This is a genomic window from Cupriavidus sp. 01T418 (assembly GCF_056398885.1).
On record NZ_JBFTQG010000073.1, the window covers coordinates 1 to 20,271 of the forward strand.

Consider the following 20,271-nt stretch of genomic DNA (forward strand, 5'->3'; position numbering starts at 1 on the left):
ACGTTGCGACCAGGTGCAAGACCAACGTTGGGATGCTTCCTCAGTTCCAACCTCTTGAAGCCCCGGTTGCAGACAAGCGACAGGGTAAGCACGAAACGGATCGGGGCAGATCGCCGGTTCGCAACATTGCCGAGGGGAGACCTCCCGCAAGGGAGGCGTCACCAGGCCCGTAAGGGCAACTTTTCAGGAGAGATTGCCTTGGCAGTCTTTGTGTTGGACAAGCGCGGCAAGCCGCTCATGCCGTGCAGCGAGAAGCGAGCGAGGCTGCTGTTGGCGCGCGGCCGCGCACGCGTGCACCGTGTGATGCCCTTCGTCCTGCGCCTGGTGGATCGGCGGCAAGCGGACAGCGTCCGGCAACCGATCCGTCTTAAGCTGGATCCAGGTAGCAAGGGCACTGGGGTGGCCATCGTACGCGAAGTTGAGTCCGGCGGTGCCGAGCCGGCTCGGCATGCTGCCGTGCTGTCTCTCGCCGAACTGATCCACCGCGGCGCGCAGATCAGTCTGAACCTGACTGCACGCCGCGCCATGCGTCGGGCGCGACGCGGTCGCAATACCCGCTATCGGGCCGCTCGTTTCGATAACCGGCGCAAGCCCGTTGGCTGGCTGGCGCCGAGCCTGCAACACCGTGTGCAGACCACGATGGCTTGGGTGCGCCGTTTCCGGGCGCTCGCGCCGATTACCGCCATCAGCACTGAACTCGTCCGCTTCGACATGCAGGCGCTGCAAAACCCGGATATCTCCGGCGTCGAGTATCAGCAAGGCGAACTGGCCGGCTACGAGGTCCGGGAGTACCTGCTGGAGAAATGGGGCCGGCAGTGCGCATACTGCGATGCCCGCGATACGCCGCTGGAAATGGAGCATATCGATGCCCGGGCAAACGGTGGCTCCAACCGGGTTTCCAACCTGACGCTGGCGTGCGTGCCTTGCAATCGGCAGAAGGCCGCGCGCCCGCTCTCTGATTTCCTGCGCAAGGACCCGGAGCGTCTCCGACGCATTCTGGCCAAGGCAAAGTCACCGCTTCGCGACGCTGCTGCGGTCAATTCGACCCGGTGGGCCTTGTACAACGCGCTGAAGACCACGGGGCTTTCCGTGGAGACCGGGTCAGGTGCACGGACGAAGTACAATCGCCGACGATTCGATCTGCCAAAGACGCACGCGCTGGACGCCACGTGCGTTGGGGTGATCGACTCGGTTTCGGGATGGCAAAAGCCCACGTTGGCTATCAAGTGCGCGGGCCGCGGCGCTTACCAGCGCACGCGACTCACCGCATCCGGCTTTCCTCGCGGCTACCTCATGCGCAGCAAGCGTGCATTCGGCTTTCAGACCGGTGATATGGTGCGGGCCGATATCCAATCTGGGAAGAAGGCCGGCAAGCATATTTGGCGGGTGGCGATTCGCGCCACCGGCTCCTTCAACATTCAGACCGCCAAAGGGGTCGTCCAGGGTGTTTCTCACCGCTATTGCAAGCTCATGCAACGCGGCGACGGATATGGTTATTCACTCGTAGCGCAATCCACGAAAGAGAGCGGGCGCAGGGGCGACGCTTCGCGTCGCGCGCTATCCCTCATCGGCCTGAAGGCCGATGATTCCCGCGCGAACTGATGAAGCAGTACATCGTCGGCATTGACCTTGGCACCAGCAATACGGTCGTCGCCTATGCGGAGGCGGGGTCCGAGGATATCCGCGTCTTCGATATCGATCAGCTGATCAGCCCGGGCGAGGTCGCCACGCGCCCCCTGCTGCCCTCCGTGCGGTACCACGCGGCGCCGGGGGAACTCAACGCGGGCGACCTTCAGTTGCCGTGGCAGCATGCCGTGAGCGCCGGAGCAAGCCGGAACGTGTTCGGCCGCCTCGCGGCCACGCTGGGTGCGCAGGTGCCCGGCAGGCTCGTGGCCAGCGCGAAAAGCTGGCTGTCGCATGCATCGGTGGACCGGACCGCGCCCATCCTGCCGTGGGGAGCGGACGACGAGGTCGGCAAGATCTCGCCGGTGGCCGCCAGCGCCAGCTACCTGGGTTACGTGCGAGCGGCCTGGAACCATCGTTTTCCGCAGGCCCGGCTCGAAGAGCAGGACGTGGTGCTCACCGTGCCCGCCTCGTTCGACGAAGGCGCGCGCGCCCTGACGCTGGAAGCCGCGCACATGGCCGGTCTGCCCGCCCTGCGCCTGCTCGAAGAGCCGCAAGCGGCCTTCTACGACTGGCTGTTCCATCATCGCCGGACGCTGGACACGGACCTGGCGCAAACGCGCCTGGTGCTGATCTGCGACGTCGGCGGCGGCACCACCGACCTGACCCTCATCAAGGTGGAGATGCAGGACGGACAGCCGCAACTGACCCGCCTCGGCGTCGGCAATCACCTGATGCTCGGCGGCGACAATATGGATCTCGCCCTGGCGCATCTTGTCGAGGCGCGTCTCGCCGGCGGGCCAGCGCGGCTGTCGGCGGCCAGCCTGTCCCAGTTGGTCGCGCGCTGCCGCGCCGCGAAAGAACAACTCCTCAGCGCGCAGGCATCGGACTCTGTCACGGTGACGCTGCTGGGCGCGGGCTCCAGGCTGATCGGCGGGGCACGTTCGGTGGAAGTCACGCGGCAGGAAATCGAGCAGCTCATCGTCGACGGCTTCTTCCCCGTCGTGTCGTCCGATGAAAGGCCCGGCCGTTCACGGGGCGGCATTGTCGAGTTTGGCCTGCCCTATGCGGCCGACCCGGCGGTCACCCGGCATGTTGCCGCATTCCTGAGCCTGCACGCGGGCTTGCAGATGCCCGACACCCTGCTGCTCAACGGCGGCGTGTTCCGCGCCGATGCCCTGGCGGGGCGTGTCGCGAGCACCCTGAGCGCGTGGCGCCAGGAACCCGTGCAGGTGCTGCACAACGGCAATCCCGACGTAGCCGTTGCCCGTGGCGCGGTAGCGTACGCGCGCGCGCGCGCCGGAGAAGCCCCACGCATCGGTGGCGGTTCGCCGCGCAGCTACTTCCTCGTCCTCGACGACGGCGCGCAGGGGCAGCAAGGGATCTGCCTGCTACCTCGCGGCACGGAAGAAGGCCACGAAATCCATCTCGAGGATCGCGCATTCGCCCTGCGGCTCGGGCATCCGGTGCGCTTCCACCTGGTTTCCTCCGTCGCCGATACCGTTTATCGGCCGGGCGAACTGAGCGACCTGTCGAGCGGCGACTTCGTTCGGCTGCCGCCGATCGCCACCGTGGTGCAACCGCGCGGCGCGAGCGGGCCCCGGGAAACGCCGGTGCAACTGACCACGTCGCTGACCGAGGTCGGCACGCTGGAGGTGCACTGCATCGAGATAGCGGATCCCACGCAGCGTTGGCGGCTCGAATTCCAGTTGCGCGGCAACGGCGCCGAAGCCCCCGCGCCCACGGAGACAACGCACGCCGCCCTGCCGCAAGCCGTTGAAACGATCGACCGCACCTTTGGCGCCCGCTCGCAAGAGGTCGGACCCAAGGAAGTCAAGCGGATGCGCGCGCAACTGGAGCAGTTGCTGGGCACGCGCGAGCGTTGGGACAGCGCGCTGCTTCGCGAGCTGTTCGGCACCTTCTGGGAGCGCGCGCGGCGGCGGCGGCGCACGGCCGACCACGAACGGCTGTGGCTGAATCTGGCCGGCTATTGCGTGCGGCCGGGCTTCGGCTATCCGCTCGACGAGTGGCGCGTCGAGCAGCTTTGGTCGCTGTATGAGCAAGGCATCCAGTACGTCAACGAAAGCCAGATCTGGTCGGAATGGTGGACCCTGTGGCGGCGCGCGGCCGGCGGCCTGGACGAGAGCGCGCAACTGCGCTTGCTCGACGACATGGCCTTCTACCTGCAGCCACCCGGCACCACGCAGTACAAGCGGCCGGCCGGGCCCGCGAGGGCGGGCTACGCCGACATGGTGCGCCTTGCCGGCTCCCTTGAGCGCATCCCCGCCGAACGCAAGATCGAGGTGGCCGAATGGATGCTGGCCCGCCTGCGCAAGCCCTCGGAAAACAGCCAGGGCTGGTGGGCCGTCGGCCGCCTCGGGGCACGCCGGCCGTTCTATGGCAGCGCGCACAGCGTCGTGCCGGCCGAGGTCGCCGAGCGCTGGCTGGAAGCCATCCTCGCGCTCGACTGGAAGAAGGTCGAGCCGGCCGCATTCGCCGCCGTCCAGATCGCCCGCATGACGGGCGACCGGTCCAGGGACCTGTCCCCCGGGATCCGTGCGCATGTTGTCCAGCGGCTGGAAACCGCCCACGCGCCGCAAAGCTGGATCGCCATGGTGCGCGAGACGGTGGAACTCGATGAAGCGGACGAGGGACGGGTCTTCGGCGAATCGCTGCCCGCGGGGTTGAAACTGATCGTGGGATAAGCCCACCGGGAAGAACATGCCGAATCCGGGTGACGCCCGGCTCGGCCTGCTCGATGGCCTGACGGCTCAGCGTCTTCCCTGCGACGGACTGAAGAGATAGGGCACCACCGCCAGCGCCACGAGCATCCCGGCGGCAAGAAAAATCGCGGAATAGGTCTTCGCCACCGGCCAGCGCTGGAGGTCGCCCAGGCTCGCAATCATGCCAAACCCCCACGAAGTCAGCGCAGAGCCGAGGAAAACAAAGGTGTTGAGCAAGCCGAGGCCTCTTCCCCGCGAAGACGGCGGAATCAGGCCACGGCCCTGTGCCATGACAAGCGGATGCAGCATCCCGATCGTCGACAGCAACGCCATCAGCCCCACGCCGGAAACAAGCCCGTGCGCAGGCCACGCCATCAGGAGGATGGCACCCGTCATTGCCAGGCAGGACCATGCCGTGATGGTGGTCTTGAGCGAACTGCGCCGCACCAGCACCGGCAGGAAGAATGCGGTCACGAACCCGCTAAGACCGAGCAAGGTCAGCGCGACGCCGCGGGCGCTGGCGTTCAGGCCGTAGACGTTGGCCAGATAGGGCCCGCTCCATGCGTTGCGGAATGCCGTGCCCGCCGCCATCGCGACGCACATCGGGATCAGCGTCCACAAGGGCGCGATGCCCAGCAGCCTGGCGCTCTGCGAGAGCATGGACCCCAGTGGAACATGGCGGGCCTCGGCATGGCCCTCATCGCGGACAAAACGCCAGATACCATAACAGGAAACGGCCATGCAAAGCGCCGCGAACGACATGGAAACGCGCCAGCCTACCAGATGCATGGCCCACCCGAGCGGCGCCGTTGCGCATAGTGCGCCAATCATGCCGGTGGCATTGGATTGGCTGACAACCCTGGTGTAGTTCTTCTCGGAGAGCTGCTCGGAAGCAAAATGCAGCAGGCCCATGAAGACCGGCGCGCACGCCAGTCCAAGTCCTGCCTGGGCCAGCATGGCGACAGAACCGTTCGGCGCGACCGTGAACAGCAACGATGACACCGCGCCAATGCCGAGCAGGAGTGCCGTGGGCCGGCCTACGCCATAGCGGTCGAACGCGATCCCGACAGGAATCTGCGCCACCGCGAAGGCCAGGAAGAAGCAGGAGGACAAGGTACCGAAGCCCGCCGCCGACAGTCCGAAGTCATGCTGGAGTTCCGGTGCCATCACGGCCAGGCAGCTGCGGAAGAACTGGCTTAGCGCAAAGGCGAAGGTCAGAAGGACGATGCCGCGCCGGGCGCGCCGGGCTGCTGTATTGGCGTCATGCAATGCGCTCTCCTGATGCGACGCGGGGGAGAACTGGCGATTGCCCCAATCACTGACCGGATCTTTCAACTTGAAATCTCTTCACGAAAACAATCCACTTTCGGCCAGGCTTGCCCCGGGCCACGCCAACGCCGCCAGACCGGCTGCAAGGTCGATATTCTACGCGGCCTGCCCGTGGCGCGCACCTTGCCGCCGGGGTGCCTCCTGCCGCCCGGTCGTCCAGCGATCCTGCCGAAACGCCATGTCGAACCGGGACGGCAACGATTGTCCGGGAGGCCCGTCAATGCGCCGGCCCGACCCGAATGGTTACCCGCTGTCCCCCACCCTCAAACCACCCCCTGCGCCAGCATCGCGTCCGCGATCTTCACAAAGCCGGCCACGTTCGCCCCTTCCACATAATTGACATACCCATCCGCCTTCTGCCCATGGTGAATGCAGTTGCCATGGATATCCTTCATGATGGCATGCAGCTTCTCGTCGACCTCGGCGTGGTGCCACGACAGGCGCATGGCGTTCTGCGACATCTCCAGGCCCGAGGTGGCAACGCCGCCGGCGTTGCTGGCCTTGCCCGGCGCGTAGAGGATGCGCGCGGCGAGGAAGCGGTCGACGGCGTCCAGCGTGGAGGGCATGTTGGCGCCTTCGGCCACGCAGAACACGCCGTTGGCGAGCAGGCGTTCGGCGTCGCCGCCGTCCAGCTCGTTTTGCGTGGCGCAGGGCAGCGCCACGTCGGCCGGCACGTGCCAGGGCGTGCGGCCGGCTTCGAAGTGCAGGTCTTGCCGGGCGGCGAAGTCGGCCAGGCGTCCGCGCGATTCGTTCTTGAAGGCCATCAGCGCGGCCAGTTGCTCGCCGTTCATGCCCTTGGGGTAGTGCAGCACGCCGCCGGAGTCGGATACGGTGAGGACCTTGGCGCCAAGCTCGATCGCCTTCCCGGCGGCGTACTGCGCCACGTTGCCCGAGCCGGAGAGCAGCACGCGCAGGCCGTCGAAGCCGCGCCCGCGACGATGCAGCATTTCCTGCGCGAAATACACCGTGCCGTAGCCGGTGGCTTCGGGCCGCATCAGGCTGCCGCCGAACGCCATGCCCTTGCCGGTGAAAACGCTGGCGGAGCTGTTGGACAGCTTCTTCATCATGCCGGCCATGAAACCCACCTCGCGCGCGCCCACGCCGATATCGCCCGCGGGCACGTCGGTGTCCGGGCCAAGGTGGCGGTAGAGCTCGGTCATCAGGGCCTGGCAGAAGCGCATGACTTCGCCGTCGGATTTGCCTTTGGGATCGAAGTCCGAGCCGCCCTTGCCGCCGCCTATGGGCAGCGTGGTCAGCGCGTTCTTGAAAGTCTGCTCGAAGCCGAGGAACTTGAGCACGGAGAGGTTCACCGTGGGATGCAGGCGCATGCCGCCCTTGTAGGGGCCGATGGCGGAGCTGTGCTGCACGCGGAAGCCGCGGTTGACCTGCACCTGGCCGCGGTCGTCGGTCCATGCCACGCGGAACTGGATCACGCGCTCGGGTTCCACCAGCCGCTCCAGCAGGGCTTGCTCGCCGTAGCGCGGATGCTGCTCGACGAAGGGCCACAGCGTCATCATGACTTCCTTCACGGCCTGGAGGAATTCGGGCTGATCGGGGTCGCGCCGGGCTACGCCGGCCAGGAATGTTTCAAGGGAGGCTGATGTCACAAGTGTCTCGTCGATTCAATGTGCTGGTGCTTGGCAGGAGACGGCCGCAGCCGCTGCCGGGTCTTGTCAATACATTCAGGATGGTGTCTGGATGCATCGCCAGGGGCGAAGCTTAGCACCGGGAGGCCAGGGCACGACAGTCAAAACACCGTTGATGGGGAGACATATAAAGCTCGCTTGCATGTATTTTCGTGCGATCAACGGCCACGGACGGCGCATCGCGCCCGGGAGATGCACGCCGTACAATCATCGGATCGCTCCTAAAGAGGCTCAGCGCGTGAATATCCCCGCCGATCAGGCTGTCAGCCTTCTCCACGAGGCGGCCTATGGCACCCTGGCCACCAACGCGGCCGCCCTGCCCGGCTACCCCTTTGCCACCGTCGTGCCGTTCGTGACCGACCAGGGTCACGCGCCCGTTATCTGCATCAGCGCGCTGGCCGAGCACACCCGCAATCTGCTTGCCGACCCGAGAGTGAGCCTGTCCGTGCTGCAGCCAGGGACTGCGGATGTGCAGAACGCACACCGGCTGACGCTGGTGGGCGATGCGGCCCGCTTCGAGCCGGGCCCTGCCGGATTGGCGCGATACCTGCGCTATGAACCGGCGGCCGAGCCGCTGCTGGCGCTGGATTTCCAGTTCTTCCGCATCAGCCCGAAGACCATCCGGTTCATCGGTGGCGTCGCTCGCATGGGCTGGATCGGGGAGGAGGCATGGCGGGACTTGCCGCAGATGCCCCCGCAGACCGAGGAGGATCTCGTGCGTGCGATGTCCCTGGCCGCCCCCGCCGGCGTTCGCGTGCTGGGTGTGGACTGCCTCGGCATCGATTATGAAACTGGCGGAATGCGCAAGCGCCGGGGCTTTCCCGTTGCGCCCCTGCCGCTGGATGCCGTGGAGCAGAGGGCCCTGGCCCTTGTAGCCGGCCTCGGCTAGGCGATGCCCTTCAGGCGATTCGCAGCGTTGGCCCGCGCTCCTTCAGCGCTGCCGCCAGCTCCGGCTCCGGCGCCATATCGGAGATCAGGTAGGCCGCTTGCTCGAAATGCTTGACCAGCACGCCTGCGTTGCGGCCGAACTTGGTGTAGTCGGCCACCACGCAGGCCACGCTGGCAGCCTGCAGCATGCGGCTGCGCAGCTCGGCGGCGGCGCGCGAGAAGTCGCTCATCTGGCCATCGGCGGTGATGCCGCCGGTGCCGATAAAGGCAAAGTCGGCGTGGTAGCGCGACAGTTGCTCGATGGTGTCCCAGCCGTGCGTGGCGTCCTCGTTGTCCTGCAGTTCCCCCCCAAGCACCACCACGCGATTGCCGTTGCGCCGCCCGAGCAGCATGGCAATGGAGAAGTCGTTGGTATAGACCAGCAGGTTGTGATGACCGTGCAGGGCCTGGGCCACGGCGTGGGTGGTGGTGCCGTAGTCGAGGATCAGCGAGGCGCCGTCGGGCACCAGCTCCGCCGCGCGCATGCCGATGGCGCGCTTGCCTTCGGCATTGACGGCAGCGCGGGTCTGGGTGTCGGGCTCGGCCCGCTCGGGTGTGAGGGCGCCGCCGTGGGTCAGGATCAGCAGGCCGCGCGCCGCCAGCGCGTTGAGGTCGCGCCGGATGGTCTCGCGCGAGACATCGAGCTCGCTCACCAGCTCGCTGATGGCCAGCGCGCCGCTGGCGGCGAGCTGGTCGAGGATGAATTTTTGCCGCTGCTCAGCCAGCACGTGGACTCCGCTGCATAGGAAAAACAAGGGAGGATTCTAACTTAGCTAACCTGGCTAACGTAGCCAGGTTAGCTATCGTAGCGCGCCATTGCCTAACCCCAAGGCATCGTGATCGACTTCAAGTTGGTAAAACTCTTGATGGCCTCCTGCACGCCTTCCTTGTAGCCAAGCCCCGAATCCTTGATCCCGCCAAACGGCGTCAGCTCGATCCGGTAGCCCGGTACTTCCCACAGATTGACCGTACCCACCTGCAACTCGTCGGCAAAGCGGGCAAAGTCGTCCATGCGGTTGGTGCACACGCCGGAGGACAGACCGAAAGCCGTGCCGTTGGAGATGCGGATGGCATCGTCGATATCGCGGAACGTGATGATCGGTGAAACCGGGCCAAAGGTTTCCTCGCGCACGACCGTCATGGCAGGATCGACGCGATCGATCACCGTAGGCGAATAGCGCGCCCCATCGCGATGGTTGCCCAGCACCAGCCGCGCGCCCTGCGCCACGGCTTCCTTCACGCGGGACTCGAACAGCGCGGCGGCCTGGGCGTCGATCACGGTGCCCATGTCCACGGTGCGGTCCATCGGATCACCGTATTTCCAGGCGCGGGTCTTTTCCACCACCAGCTCGGTGAAGCGGTCGGCCACGGCCTGGTGCACCAGCATGCGTTTGACCGCCGTGCACCGCTGGCCGGAATTCTTGTACGAGCCCTGCACGGCCAGGTCGGCAGCGCGCTCCAGGTCTGCGTCGTCCATCACGATCAGCGGGTCGTTGCCACCCAGTTCCAGCACCACGCGCTTATAGCCGGCCTTGCCGGCGATGTACTTGCCGATGTCGACGCCACCGGTGAAGGTGACCAGGTCCACCGACGGATGCGTGATCAGTTCGTCGGCAATCTCGCGCGGATCGCCCGTCACCACCTGCAGCATCTGCGGCGGCAGCCCGGCTTCATACAGGATGTCGGCCAGGTAGCAGGCCGACAGCGGCACCTTTTCCGAGGGCTTGAGCACCATGCGGTTGTTGGTGGCGATGGATGGCGCCACCTTGTGCGCAACCTGGTTCATCGGGTGGTTGAACGGCGTGATGGCGCAGATCACCCCCAGGAACGGCGAGCGCTGGGTCATCACGCGGCGCTTCTTGCCATGCGGGGTCAGGTCGCAGGAGAACAACTGGCCATCGTCGCGCAGGGTTTCATTGGCGGCAAAGCCAAGTACATCGGCCACGCGGCCGATCTCGTACAGCGAATCCTTCTTGCACAGCCCGGATTCGAGCGTGATCAGGTCGGATGCTTCCTCCACGCGTTCGCGCAGCAGCGCGGCGGCGCGGTTGAGGATGGCGGCGCGTTCGAAGCGGGTCAGCGTGGAGCGGTAGGCACGCGCCACGGCAAAGGCGTGCCGCACGTCTTCCAGGCTGGCCTTGGGCACGGTGCCCACCAGCGAGCCGTCGTATGGATTGCAGACTTCGATCACGCGTTCGCGCGTGACTTTCCTGCCATCGATGCGCAGCGCTTCGGCGCGGAAGTGCGGGCTGACCTGGCCGGCGGAAAAGCGGGGGGCGTTCATGTCGGTTCTCGCGTCAAGAGTTCGGGCGGGATGGTGCGCTCATTGCAGGTGATTGAGCGCGACGTCGAAGATGTCGAAGTTGCGTAGTTGCGCCTTGCCGGGAATGCCCGCCGTGGCACGGTTGAATACGAGCGGCACGGTCTGCTCGGACACGCCGCCATGCGAGCGCAGCGGCGCGTCCAGGCCGGACAGGTCGTGGCGGCTCTGGCTGGTGCCCAGCACCACGTGCTTGTCGCTGACGATCACGAGATCGCCCACGCGGTCCGGCGGCAGCTCGAAACGCGCGCAGGCTTCGGCGTTGTCGAGCACGCTTTCGATGCCGGGCAGCGCCGCCAGGCGCGCCTTGAGCGCGGCGCGGTCGGCGTCCTCGGGCAGGTAGACGGTGGCGTAGGAACCGAGCGCGCCGTGGTGCACCACGTAGGGATCGGTGATCGGCAGGATCACGCGCGCGCCGCCGGCCTCCACGCCGCGGCCCAGCCAGGCGTCGAACCGGTCCTGCAGATAGAGCACGTTGGGCGTCTTGGTGACGTCGTCGTGCTTGGCATTCATGCCGTGGTCGGCGGTCAGCGCCACCACGCAGCCGAGCGCATCGAGCTGCGCCAGGTATTTGTCCATCATGGCGTAGAAGGCGTTGGCGCCGTCCGAGCCCGGGGCGAACTTGTGCTGGATGTAGTCGGTGGTGGACAGGTACATCAGGTCCGGCCGGCGCGTTTGCATCAGCCGCACGCCCGCCGCGAAGACGAATTCCGACAGCTCGGCGCTGTACACGCTCGGCACCGGCATGCCGACCAGCTCCAGCACATTGTCGATGCCGTTCTCCTCCACCGTGGCCTGGTCGGCCTTCTCCGAGGAAAAGCAGATGCCGCGCATGCCATGGCCGAGCAGGCGGCGCAGCTTGTCCTTGGCGGTCACCACCGCCACGCTGGCGCCCGCATCGGCAAAGGCAGCCAGGATGGTGCCGGCGCGCAGGTACTTGGGATCGTTCATCATCACTTCCTCGCCGCGGCCGCCATTGGCGCTGCGGTCGAAGAAGTAGTTGCCGCAGATGCCGTGCACCGCCGGCGGCGCCCCGCACACGATGGAGAGGTTGTTCGGGTTGGTGAAGGTGGGCACCACGCACGCGCCCCGGAAGCTGGCGCCTTCGGCCAGCAGGCGTTGCAGGTAGGGCGCGCTGCCGCTGGCGGCGGCGGCTTCCAGGTAATCGAATTCACAACCGTCCACGCATACCACCACCACGGGCTGTTTCATCCATTGGTAGGTGCGCTGATTGACAGTAATGCTGGGGGCGGCGACGCCGGAAAGAATCGGGTTCGACATGACGGGGTTCCAGTGCGGGAGAGGAAGGACTTCAGGGCCTATGGTTGGCGGCGGCGCCTTCGACGGCGGCATGCATGCGGGCGCGGCCGCGCTCGACGTGCTCGCGCATCAGCCTGCCGGCCAGCTCGACATCGCGCGCCGCAATGGCGGACACAATCTCGCGGTGCTCGCGGGTGGACGTGGGGATGGCGTTGCTGTCGGCGGATAGCGCCTCGCGCCGGTACAGGGTGAGTTCCTTGACCAGGCGGCGATAGGTTTCCACCAGCTTGCGGTTGCCGGCGAGTTCCACCATGCGGTCGTGCAGTGCGAGGTTGAGGCGGGTGTAGTCGTCGAGGTCGTGCGCGGCGCTGGCCGCGCCCATGGCCTCGATCAGCGCGCGCAGCTCGCGCACGCCTTCGGCCGTGATGCTGGCGGCGAGCAGGCGCCCCACGTATTCGTCCAGCACCGCGCGCAGCGCATAGATCTCGTCGGCTTCTTCCAGCGAGATGGCGCGCACGAACACCCCGCGGTTCTTCTCGGTGCGCAGCAGGCCGGCTTGCTCCAGCGCGCGGAAGGCTTCGCGCAGCGGACCGCGCGACACATTGAACTCGCCGGCGAGTTCGATCTCGTTGAGCCTGGCGCCGGGCAGCAATCCGCCGGACACGATGCGCATTTCAAGCTCGCGCTGCACCAGGGTGGTCAGCGACTGGCTTTGCAGGATCGCGATATCGCTCGACTGAGCGGCTGGCCGTGACATGAAGACTCCTGATTCGGGTGCATCGAAATTCCTGGTTGTCATTAAAGCAAGCAGTTTGTATATTGTCAACAAACCATGAATTGGTTATGAGCACGAAGCGCCGCCCAGCACCCGAATAAGCACCGGGAACATTCCTTATATTCCTTATACAACAAAGACTTAACTGTGATATTCGGCGGTGATATGGTGGTGCGACAGCCGCCGGAATGCTGCAACAAATTCACCAAATAGACACACAAAACAACATAGAATGCCACAAGGATGCCCTCATGAAGGCCGCATCCAAGCGCATTCCGCACCTGCCCGCCGGCGCGCTCGCCCTCTGCTGCGCGAGCGCGGCGCTGGCGCAGAAGACCACCATCCCGATCCCTGAATCCCCTCTTGGAGCCCAACCATGATCCGCGGCAACGACCCTATCCTGCTGACCCCCGGCCCTCTCACCACCTCGCTCGCCACCAAGCAGGCCATGCTGCGCGACTGGGGATCTTGGGACACCAGCTTCAACGCCATCACCCGCAGCCTGTGCGACGACCTGATCGCCATCGTGCATGGACAGGACACCCACGTATGCGTGCCCATGCAAGGCAGCGGCACCTTCTCGGTGGAAGCCGCCATTGCCAACGTGGTGCCGCGCGACGGCAAGGTGCTGGTGCCGCAGAACGGCGCCTATTGCCAGCGCATCCTCAAGATCTGCAAGGTGCTGGGCCGCGCCAGCGTGGAACTGCCGATTCCCGAAGACCAGCCCGCCACCGCGGCACTGATCGAAGCCGCGCTCGCCCGCGATCCCTCGATCACGCACGTGGCGCAGGTGCATTGCGAAACCGGCGCCGGCGTGCTCAACCCGCTGCCCGGGATCGCCGCGCTGTGCGCGCGCCTGGGCAAGGGGTTGATCGTGGATGCCATGAGTTCCTTCGGCGCGTTGGAGATCGACGCGCGCACGATGCCGTTCGACGCGCTGGTGGCCGCCACCGGCAAGTGCATCGAAGGCGTGCCGGGCATGGGCTTCGTGCTGGCCAGGAAGAGCGTGCTGGAAGGCAGCCAGGGCAACAGCCATTCGCTGGCGCTGGACCTGTATGACCAGTACACATATATGCAGAAGACCACCCAATGGCGCTTCACGCCGCCCACGCATGTGGTGGCGGCCTTCCGTGCCGCGCTCGACCAGTTCCTGGAGGAAGGCGGCCAGCCCGTGCGCGGTGCGCGCTATCGCGCCAACTGCGAGACGCTGGTGCGCGGCATGGCGGAACTGGGCTTCCGCCCTTTCCTCTCGCCCGACGTGCAGGCGCCGATCATCGTCACCTTCCATGCGCCGGCTGATGCGCGCTACGATTTCAAGACCTTCTATGCCAAGGTGGGCGAGCGCGGCTACATCCTGTATCCCGGCAAGCTGACGCAGGTGGAAACGTTCCGCGTGGGCTGCATCGGCGCCATCGATGCCAACGAGATGCGCAATGTGGCGGGCGCGATCGGCGAGACGCTCAGGGAGATGGGGATCGAGATGAAAGCGCCGCTGGCGCGGGCGGCTTGAGGATCGATCAAGCCCCGACTGCGCATGCGCCACTGGTTCGCGCCATACCTTCCCCACGATGAGGGCGGCAAGCGCGCACATTTCCGGCACCGCATTGAAGGCCCGAAGTGGAATACAATCATTTCTGTCTCGTTTTCCGGAACGGAGTCCGAATTGCAATGAAATCGGCAACAGTAGCGGCACAAAGAAAAGCACCCCCCGAGGCAGCCAAGGGAAAGCCAGCCAAGGCCCCGCGCGCGGCGACACCCTTGCGGGTGGACGAACCGGCCGCCACGGCGTCGGTCCCGAGCGTTGCCGCCGATGCGGCGGCGGACCGCGATACCCCCACGCTGCGCGCCTTCGCGCTGCTCGAATTCCTGGTGGCGGCCGACCGGCCCTTGTCGCTGGCCGAAATCATGCAGGGATTCGAAGCGCCCAAGGCTTCGCTGCACCGCATGCTTGGCGCGCTGGAAGCAGGCGGGCTGGTGATCCGCGAGCCGGGTGCGCGCAATGCCTATGCGGTGGGTCCGCGCCTGTCCCGGCTGGGCGTTGCCATCGTCACGCATTCGGGTGCGCGCCAGTTGCGTCACGCCATCCTGGCACGGCTGGTGGCGGATATCGGCGAAACGGTCAACCTGACCATGCTGCACGAAACCTCGGTGCTGTACCTGGACCGGATGGAAGCGCCGTGGCCGCTGCGGCTGGACCTGAAGCCTGGGTCGCGCGTGCCGCTGCACTGCTCGGCCAGCGGCAAGCTGTTGCTTTCGCTGCTGCCGCGCGAGCAGCGCGCGGCGCTGGTGCGGCAGTTGCCGCTGGAGCGCTTTACGCCCAACACCATCACGGATGTGGAACTGCTCGAGGCCGAGCTGGACCGTAGCGCGCACAAGCAGCTTGGCGTGGATAACGAGGAATTCGTCGCGGGGATCTCCTGCGTGGCGGTGCCAGTGCGCGACGAGCGCGGGCATGTGGTGTCGGCGCTGGCGGTGCATGCGCCCACGGCACGCTCGCCGCTGTCGCGCTCGCTGGAGTTCGTGCCGCGTTTGCAGGAGACGGCCAGGGAGCTGGCGGCTACGTTCTAAGGGCGCCTCTCGGAGACCTCGGCATGGCGGCAGTGTCGCGCCCTGACCGCGCTAGCCGTTCGATGTCCAATCGTCGTCGGTTGGCGCGAGGCCAATTTGATTGGCCGTCAGATAAGGACCCAATCCGGGAAAGTCGAACAGCCGAGTTGGCATGCCTGCTGGTACCAGTTGAGCACGGTCATCGAAGATAGCGACGCTAGGCTCCCCCGCCAGGCGTGACTGAAAATACAAGCCGTCGATCCGAGGAAATGCCGCATGCAGCGCCGAACTCCACAGGTTCGGACCAAGGTAATCAGTCACCGAAAACACGCGAGCATCCATGCCAAGGGTAATCAGCGGACCGGTAAGATCAGCGAGCACTAAAGGTCGACGATCGGCCACGGCCAGCCGGCAAATGCATCGGCTGCTCAGTTCATGCTCATCGAGCAGTAGCGGCAGATGTTGTCCTTGGAAGCGCTCCCGAATGACCGCTTCGGCCATACACGCGGCAAAGCTGGGAGCTGCATAAAGGACGCCGAACTCGCCGCCGGCCGCATCGAACCGGTAATGGGTCACGCCCAGCGCGCGGCGGTTGTAGTAAATAGGGTCCAGGTGCGCGCGATGGATCCGCCAGAGCGCTACCCTCTCGAGATCGAGCATCTTTGTGGTAGGCCGACGGTCGGCCAGGTCGACCGGCGGCAGCGGACACCCCAAATCTTCTGCGCTAAAGGTCATGCGGCGCCCTGCTCGTCGCGGTACCGCGCGTCGACGAGCCGGGCAACGGCGTCTATCGGGGCCGCTGCATCGGCGATCCAATCCGCCGGCGTACGTCCCTCCAGGCCTTCTTGCGGGCGATGCAGAAAATGATGGATAACCCAACTGCTCGCGCCGGCAGCCACAAATGGCGCAAGCACAGCGGCCAGCCGCGCGGAATCGACGTGGAACTGCCACGACGGATAGCGAAACCCTCGCTCGCGCCCCGGCAGCACGAGGGCATAGAGGCGACCCGCCTGGCGGTCCTGGTTGATGGCGCGGTCCGAACGTCCCGCATAAAGCGCGGCGTCCTTAAGAGACAGGTTTTCTGGCTGTTCCCACTCCCGGGCAGTTGCCAGTCGACCACGTTCGCGCGCCTCTTGCAGCGGATCGGAATGCACTGCCCCGCCGGCATGTGCCACAGTCTCCCCGGCAGCAATGAAAGGACGCTCGCGGACCGGTCGAGATGGCTTCGCAAAGATGCGAACGATCCTACCGAGTGCCGCGTCCAGTTCGTGTTGGACTTCGACGGACAACGCGACCTCACGGGATGCGTCGTTGACGAGCGCCACTGCCGTCTCAACTAGCTCACGGGGGGTGGCGTGTTGCTGGTCGCGCGCAACCGCAGACGATGCAGCACGACGAGCGCGGGCACTCGGGAACCGCGTAGTTTCGAGCCGGACAGGGGCGGCCGGGAAACGCGCGCGAAGAGAGATACGGCGGTGTAGGGTCATGAACATATGATAGTTCATGAAGTTCATGACGCCAACCATTTTGGCCAAGCGTGGCGGTCGAGCACCCCTGCCCCTGGTCCATGGCGACTGCTCATCACTTTGCAAGAAGGATCGAAGGGCGTTAGACGGTACGGCCCGTCAAAGCCGACGCCAACCTGGCTCTTCTGGCCATATGCCTGCCGCCTTGATCTATTCGCCCGGCCAACGCTGCAGTGGAAGCCGGGCAGCGGATGCCGCCGCCCGGCAGGCCACAGGCCTTACATCCTGCCCTTCCAGGGCACCAGCCACTTCTCCGTCTTCCTCATCAGCAAATCGAATGTGTAGGCAATCAAGCCAATCAGTCCGATGCCCATGATCACCACATCCGTGCGCAGGAAGTTCGACGCATTGAGCACCATCTGCCCCAGCCCCGAAGTGGCGGCCACCATCTCCGCCGCAACCAGCGTGGTCCAGCCGAAGCCGATGGCAATCCGCATGCCGGTCAGGATGTCCGGCAACGCTGCCGGGATCACCACATGGCGGATCACCTGCCACCGGTTGGCACCCATCGAATACGCCGCGTTGATCTGCTCGATGGTGACCGAGCGCACCCCCGCCTGGGCCGACATCGCCAGCGGCGCGAAGCAGGCCAGGAAGATCAGCAAAATCTTAGACGTTTCATCGATGCCGAACCAGATCACGATCAGCGGCAGGTAGGCCAGCGGCGGCAGCGGCCGGTAGAACTCGATGGGTGGATCGAACACGCCGCGCGCGATGCGCGACACGCCCATCATGACGCCGATCGGCACCGCCGTGACGGTGGCCAGCGCAAAGGCGCCGAACACGCGCACCATGCTGGCGCGGAAATGCTCGGTCAGCGGCAGGCCGCCCTGCACATTGCCGTTCCACGCATCGACAAAGGCATTGATGATGGATTCCGGCGTGGGCAGGAACAGCGGCGGCAGCCAGTGCAGGTGGCTGGCAATCCACCACAGCGCCAGCAGCGAGACCACGGTGATGGTGGAGATACGCGAACTGGAGCCTTCACCCGGCAGGCGGTAGCCGGACACGGCCTTCATGCGGCGCGCGGGCGGCCTGGCGGGCACGGCGCCCTGCGCGGGTTCCAGTCTTTGGGCAGAAGCAGACATGTGGGACTCCTCAGGGCGTGGCATGAATCAGGTTGACGATTTCTTCGCGATAGCGGATGAACTCGGGATCGGCCTTGACCTCGCGGGCATTGCCGCAGGCGATGAAGCGCCGCGCGAAGGGCAGCTCGTAGGTATGCGCGATGCGTCCCGGCGAGGGCGTCATCACGATCAGCCGGGTGGCCAGGAACAGCGCCTCCTCCACGCTGTGGGTGATGAAGAACACGATCTTCTGTTCCGCCGCCCACAACTTGAGGATCAACGCCTGGATGGTTTCGCGTGTCAGCGCATCGAGCGCGCCGAGCGGTTCGTCCATCAGCATCACCGCCGGGTCATTGGCCAGCGTGCGGGCAATGCCCACGCGCTGCTGCATGCCGCCGGAGAGCTGGTAGACGGGCTTGGCCGCCACCTTCTCCAGGCCGACCAGCGCCAGCTTCTCCTGCGCGATGCGCAAGCGCTCGGCGCGCGGCACGCCGCGCAGCCGCAGGCCCAGCGCGACGTTGTCCAGCACATTGAGCCAGGGCATCAATGCATGCTTTTGGAACACGACGCCGCGCTCGGCACCGGGACCGTGCACGGCTTTGCCATCGAGGCGGATCTCGCCTTCCGAGGGTTGCATGAAGCCGGCAATGCACGACAGCAAGGTCGTCTTGCCGCAACCGGAGGCGCCCAGCGCGACGACGAAATCGCCGCGCTCCATTGTGAGATTGACTTGCGACAAGGCCAGCGTCTCGGCGCCGCCGCGGCCGCCGTAGTTAACGCTGAGGTTGTCGATTTCGAGTTTGGCCATGGCTGCAAAACTTCCGGAAAAAGTCATTCAAGGCCGCGGCGCGCGGCATTGCCCGCGCCGCGGCGCACTGGGAAGTCAGGCCGGCGTCCTGGTGGCGAGCGCCCGCTTTACCCACTCCGCATTGACGCCCGTACCGTAGTCCGGCAGCACAGTCTGGATCGTGCCCTGCTCCTTCAGGAATTGCGCCGCCGATTTCAGCGCCTTGGCCGCGCCGCCACCCAGCCAGCGTGGCGAGGCTTGTTCTTCGAGCGTCGGGAAGCCGTACAGCGCCATGCTGGCAGGCACCGCCTCGGGCTTGGCGCCCGAGACCTTGGCAACGGCCTTCACCATGGGCGAGTCCGCGGTCCAGGCGGCCTTGTCGTGGCGATACTTGTCATCCGCCGCGGCCAGGATCTTGACGAACTTGACCATGAACTCGGGGTTCTCATGCGCGAACTTCTTGTTGGCGATCATGCCGTCGAAGGTGGCCTTGCCGGTCTCGGCGGCGATCTTGCCGGAAGTCACCAGCACCTTGCCCGATTGCTTGAGCTTGGCCAGCACCGGATCCCAGATAAAGGTGGCGTCGATGTCGCCACGCTCCCAGGCCGCGGCCACTTCGGGCGGCCGCATGTTCATGATCTTGACGTCCTTGGGGTCGATCTTGGCCTGCTGCAGCGCCACCAGCGTGTGGTAATGCGTGGTGGAGACAAAGGGCACGCCCACCCGCTTGCCCTTGAGGTCGGCCACGCTGTTGATATTGCTGCCGTTGCGCGCCACCATGGCCTCGGCCGCATTGATGTCGTCAAGGATCCAGAAGAGCTCCACGTCCAGCCCCTGCGACAGCGCCGAGGCAATCGGCGAGGTGCCGGCTTCGCCGATCGCGATCTGGCCCGAAGCCATCGCGCGGATCACGTCGCCGCCGCCACCGAACTGGCGAAACGAGACCTTATAGCCGGTCTGCTTCTCGACTTCCTTCATGTCCTGCGCGTAGCGCCATGGCACCACCATGTCCTGGTAGGCGATGACGACTTCCTTGGTCTGTGCGTAGGCGCCCGGGGCGACGACGGCCGCCAGTACCACGCTTGCTGCAAGTTGCTTGATCCAACGCATGATGAACCTCCTCAAGAATGACTGTGTTGTGTGCTGTGGCGGAGAACGCCGGCACGGGAAGCCTGGCATCAGGGCGGCGCCTGCTCGAGGAGGAAGAGGTGATAAGCATGAGGCATGCCAATGTCTCCGTCTGGTTGGGACGTCTTCGCGTCCTCTCTTTTTGGTTGGCGCCCTGCTCTTGCGCAGAGTCAGCCCGGCGCGCCTGGAGCACATTGGAAACAAGGTTCAGGCGCGGTGTAGCCCTATGTTAGGAAGGCGGACATCGCCGGGTTAGAGCCAGCGGGGACCAACCGTGGGTCCACATTGCCCGACAGGTGCCATTCTACGCACTTTAAAGGGTATTCACTACCGTTTTTAGGTACATGGCATTCCGTTTATCAAAATCTTCTATTGACCATCTCCCGGTCTCATCCTACATTTCGACTCACAAACACTTTTCGGAACATCCGGTTCCGTTTTGAGATCGATAGATCGGAGACACGACCATGAGCGAACACCTTCCTGACGCCCTCAAGACCGACGCCACCGTCGCCACCGGCCCGCAGGCCATGACCCCCTCGGAAGCCTTCGTCGAGACCCTGGCCGCCAACGGCGTCTCCGACATGTTCGGCATCATGGGCTCGGCCTTCAT

Annotated in this window: 17 protein-coding genes; 6 read left to right on the forward strand and 11 right to left on the reverse strand. The window is 65.5% G+C overall.

Going from position 1 to position 20,271, the window contains the following annotated elements; translation table 11 throughout:
• Nucleotides 1-198: 198 nt before the first annotated feature.
• Nucleotides 199-1,602, forward strand: coding sequence for an RNA-guided endonuclease IscB (gene iscB / locus AC1DQ3_RS34665; protein WP_477124636.1), 1,404 nt, complete (start codon nt 199-201; stop codon nt 1,600-1,602).
• Nucleotides 1,602-4,328 (forward strand): Hsp70 family protein, encoded by a 2,727-nt coding sequence (locus tag AC1DQ3_RS34670; RefSeq protein ID WP_477124620.1) that lies wholly within the window; start codon nt 1,602-1,604, stop codon nt 4,326-4,328. The genes iscB and AC1DQ3_RS34670 overlap by 1 nt, the downstream gene beginning before the upstream one ends.
• A gap of 66 nt (nt 4,329-4,394) precedes the next feature.
• Here AC1DQ3_RS34670 and AC1DQ3_RS34675 read toward each other — a convergent pair whose 3' ends face one another.
• Both AC1DQ3_RS34675 and gdhA read right to left on the reverse strand, forming a co-directional pair.
• The gene (locus tag AC1DQ3_RS34675; RefSeq protein ID WP_477124621.1) at nt 4,395-5,615 is read right to left on the reverse strand and encodes an MFS transporter; all 1,221 of its coding nucleotides are present in this window, start codon (nt 5,613-5,615) and stop codon (nt 4,395-4,397) included.
• Between the two features lie 323 nt (nt 5,616-5,938).
• A complete protein-coding gene (gene gdhA / locus AC1DQ3_RS34680) occupies nt 5,939-7,282 on the reverse strand; it encodes an NADP-specific glutamate dehydrogenase (RefSeq protein ID WP_477124622.1) in 1,344 nt (447 codons plus the stop codon).
• Between the two features lie 277 nt (nt 7,283-7,559).
• On the opposite strand from gdhA, the gene AC1DQ3_RS34685 reads away from it, so the two are divergent.
• A complete protein-coding gene (locus AC1DQ3_RS34685) occupies nt 7,560-8,210 on the forward strand; it encodes a HugZ family pyridoxamine 5'-phosphate oxidase (protein WP_477124623.1) in 651 nt (216 codons plus the stop codon).
• Between the two features lie 10 nt (nt 8,211-8,220).
• On the opposite strand, the gene AC1DQ3_RS34690 is transcribed toward AC1DQ3_RS34685, so the two are convergent.
• The 4 genes from AC1DQ3_RS34690 to AC1DQ3_RS34705 all read right to left on the reverse strand — a co-directional run bounded on the left by AC1DQ3_RS34690 (nt 8,221) and on the right by AC1DQ3_RS34705 (nt 12,585).
• Nucleotides 8,221-8,976, reverse strand: coding sequence for a DeoR/GlpR family DNA-binding transcription regulator (locus tag AC1DQ3_RS34690; RefSeq protein WP_477124624.1), 756 nt, complete (start codon nt 8,974-8,976; stop codon nt 8,221-8,223).
• Between the two features lie 92 nt (nt 8,977-9,068).
• On the reverse strand, nt 9,069-10,532 hold the full coding sequence (gene phnY / locus AC1DQ3_RS34695; RefSeq protein ID WP_477124625.1) for a phosphonoacetaldehyde dehydrogenase: 1,464 nt from the start codon (nt 10,530-10,532) through the stop codon (nt 9,069-9,071).
• A 39-nt stretch (nt 10,533-10,571) separates the two neighbouring features.
• Nucleotides 10,572-11,849, reverse strand: a complete 1,278-nt coding sequence (phnA, locus tag AC1DQ3_RS34700) for a phosphonoacetate hydrolase (protein WP_477124626.1) — start codon at nt 11,847-11,849, stop codon at nt 10,572-10,574.
• 31 nt (nt 11,850-11,880) lie between these two features.
• The gene (locus AC1DQ3_RS34705; protein WP_477124627.1) at nt 11,881-12,585 is read right to left on the reverse strand and encodes a phosphonate utilization associated transcriptional regulator; all 705 of its coding nucleotides are present in this window, start codon (nt 12,583-12,585) and stop codon (nt 11,881-11,883) included.
• Between the two features lie 269 nt (nt 12,586-12,854).
• Here AC1DQ3_RS34705 and AC1DQ3_RS34710 point away from each other — a divergent pair, with 269 nt between their 5' ends.
• From AC1DQ3_RS34710 to AC1DQ3_RS34720, 3 genes are all read left to right on the forward strand, one after another.
• Entirely contained in the window at nt 12,855-12,983 is a 129-nt protein-coding gene (locus AC1DQ3_RS34710; RefSeq protein ID WP_477124628.1) for a hypothetical protein, read from the forward strand.
• The gene (locus tag AC1DQ3_RS34715; protein ID WP_477124629.1) at nt 12,980-14,113 is read left to right on the forward strand and encodes a 2-aminoethylphosphonate--pyruvate transaminase; all 1,134 of its coding nucleotides are present in this window, start codon (nt 12,980-12,982) and stop codon (nt 14,111-14,113) included. Before AC1DQ3_RS34710 ends, AC1DQ3_RS34715 begins: the two co-directional genes overlap by 4 nt.
• Before the next feature lie 158 nt (nt 14,114-14,271).
• The gene (locus tag AC1DQ3_RS34720; RefSeq protein ID WP_477124630.1) at nt 14,272-15,171 is read left to right on the forward strand and encodes an IclR family transcriptional regulator; all 900 of its coding nucleotides are present in this window, start codon (nt 14,272-14,274) and stop codon (nt 15,169-15,171) included.
• A 51-nt stretch (nt 15,172-15,222) separates the two neighbouring features.
• Here AC1DQ3_RS34720 and AC1DQ3_RS34725 read toward each other — a convergent pair whose 3' ends face one another.
• The 5 genes from AC1DQ3_RS34725 to tauA all read right to left on the reverse strand — a co-directional run bounded on the left by AC1DQ3_RS34725 (nt 15,223) and on the right by tauA (nt 19,640).
• Nucleotides 15,223-15,885 carry an RES family NAD+ phosphorylase gene (locus AC1DQ3_RS34725; protein WP_477124631.1) on the reverse strand — a complete coding sequence of 221 codons (663 nt, stop codon included), beginning with the start codon at nt 15,883-15,885 and terminating at the stop codon, nt 15,223-15,225.
• On the reverse strand, nt 15,882-16,475 hold the full coding sequence (locus tag AC1DQ3_RS34730) for a hypothetical protein (protein ID WP_477124632.1): 594 nt from the start codon (nt 16,473-16,475) through the stop codon (nt 15,882-15,884). Before AC1DQ3_RS34730 ends, AC1DQ3_RS34725 begins: the two co-directional genes overlap by 4 nt.
• A gap of 419 nt (nt 16,476-16,894) precedes the next feature.
• Entirely contained in the window at nt 16,895-17,764 is an 870-nt protein-coding gene (locus tag AC1DQ3_RS34735) for an ABC transporter permease subunit (RefSeq protein ID WP_477124633.1), read from the reverse strand.
• A gap of 10 nt (nt 17,765-17,774) precedes the next feature.
• Nucleotides 17,775-18,551, reverse strand: a complete 777-nt coding sequence (locus tag AC1DQ3_RS34740; RefSeq protein WP_477124634.1) for a taurine ABC transporter ATP-binding protein — start codon at nt 18,549-18,551, stop codon at nt 17,775-17,777.
• A 75-nt stretch (nt 18,552-18,626) separates the two neighbouring features.
• A complete protein-coding gene (gene tauA / locus AC1DQ3_RS34745; RefSeq protein ID WP_477124635.1) occupies nt 18,627-19,640 on the reverse strand; it encodes a taurine ABC transporter substrate-binding protein in 1,014 nt (337 codons plus the stop codon).
• Nucleotides 19,641-20,271: the final 631 nt, after the last annotated feature.

Bases quoted from the DNA above. Each gene is read 5' to 3' on its own strand.
- AC1DQ3_RS34670 (WP_477124620.1), top strand. From the start codon at position 1,602: ATGAAGCAGTACATCGTCGGCATTGACCTTGGCACCAGCAATACGGTC.
- phnY (WP_477124625.1), bottom strand. From the start codon at position 10,532: ATGAACGCCCCCCGCTTTTCCGCCGGCCAGGTCAGCCCGCACTTCCGC.
- phnA (WP_477124626.1), bottom strand. From the start codon at position 11,849: ATGTCGAACCCGATTCTTTCCGGCGTCGCCGCCCCCAGCATTACTGTC.
- AC1DQ3_RS34705 (WP_477124627.1), bottom strand. From the start codon at position 12,585: ATGTCACGGCCAGCCGCTCAGTCGAGCGATATCGCGATCCTGCAAAGC.
- AC1DQ3_RS34710 (WP_477124628.1), top strand. From the start codon at position 12,855: ATGAAGGCCGCATCCAAGCGCATTCCGCACCTGCCCGCCGGCGCGCTC.
- AC1DQ3_RS34715 (WP_477124629.1), top strand. From the start codon at position 12,980: ATGATCCGCGGCAACGACCCTATCCTGCTGACCCCCGGCCCTCTCACC.
- AC1DQ3_RS34720 (WP_477124630.1), top strand. From the start codon at position 14,272: ATGAAATCGGCAACAGTAGCGGCACAAAGAAAAGCACCCCCCGAGGCA.
- AC1DQ3_RS34725 (WP_477124631.1), bottom strand. From the start codon at position 15,885: ATGACCTTTAGCGCAGAAGATTTGGGGTGTCCGCTGCCGCCGGTCGAC.
- AC1DQ3_RS34735 (WP_477124633.1), bottom strand. From the start codon at position 17,764: ATGTCTGCTTCTGCCCAAAGACTGGAACCCGCGCAGGGCGCCGTGCCC.
- AC1DQ3_RS34740 (WP_477124634.1), bottom strand. From the start codon at position 18,551: ATGGCCAAACTCGAAATCGACAACCTCAGCGTTAACTACGGCGGCCGC.
- tauA (WP_477124635.1), bottom strand. From the start codon at position 19,640: ATGCGTTGGATCAAGCAACTTGCAGCAAGCGTGGTACTGGCGGCCGTC.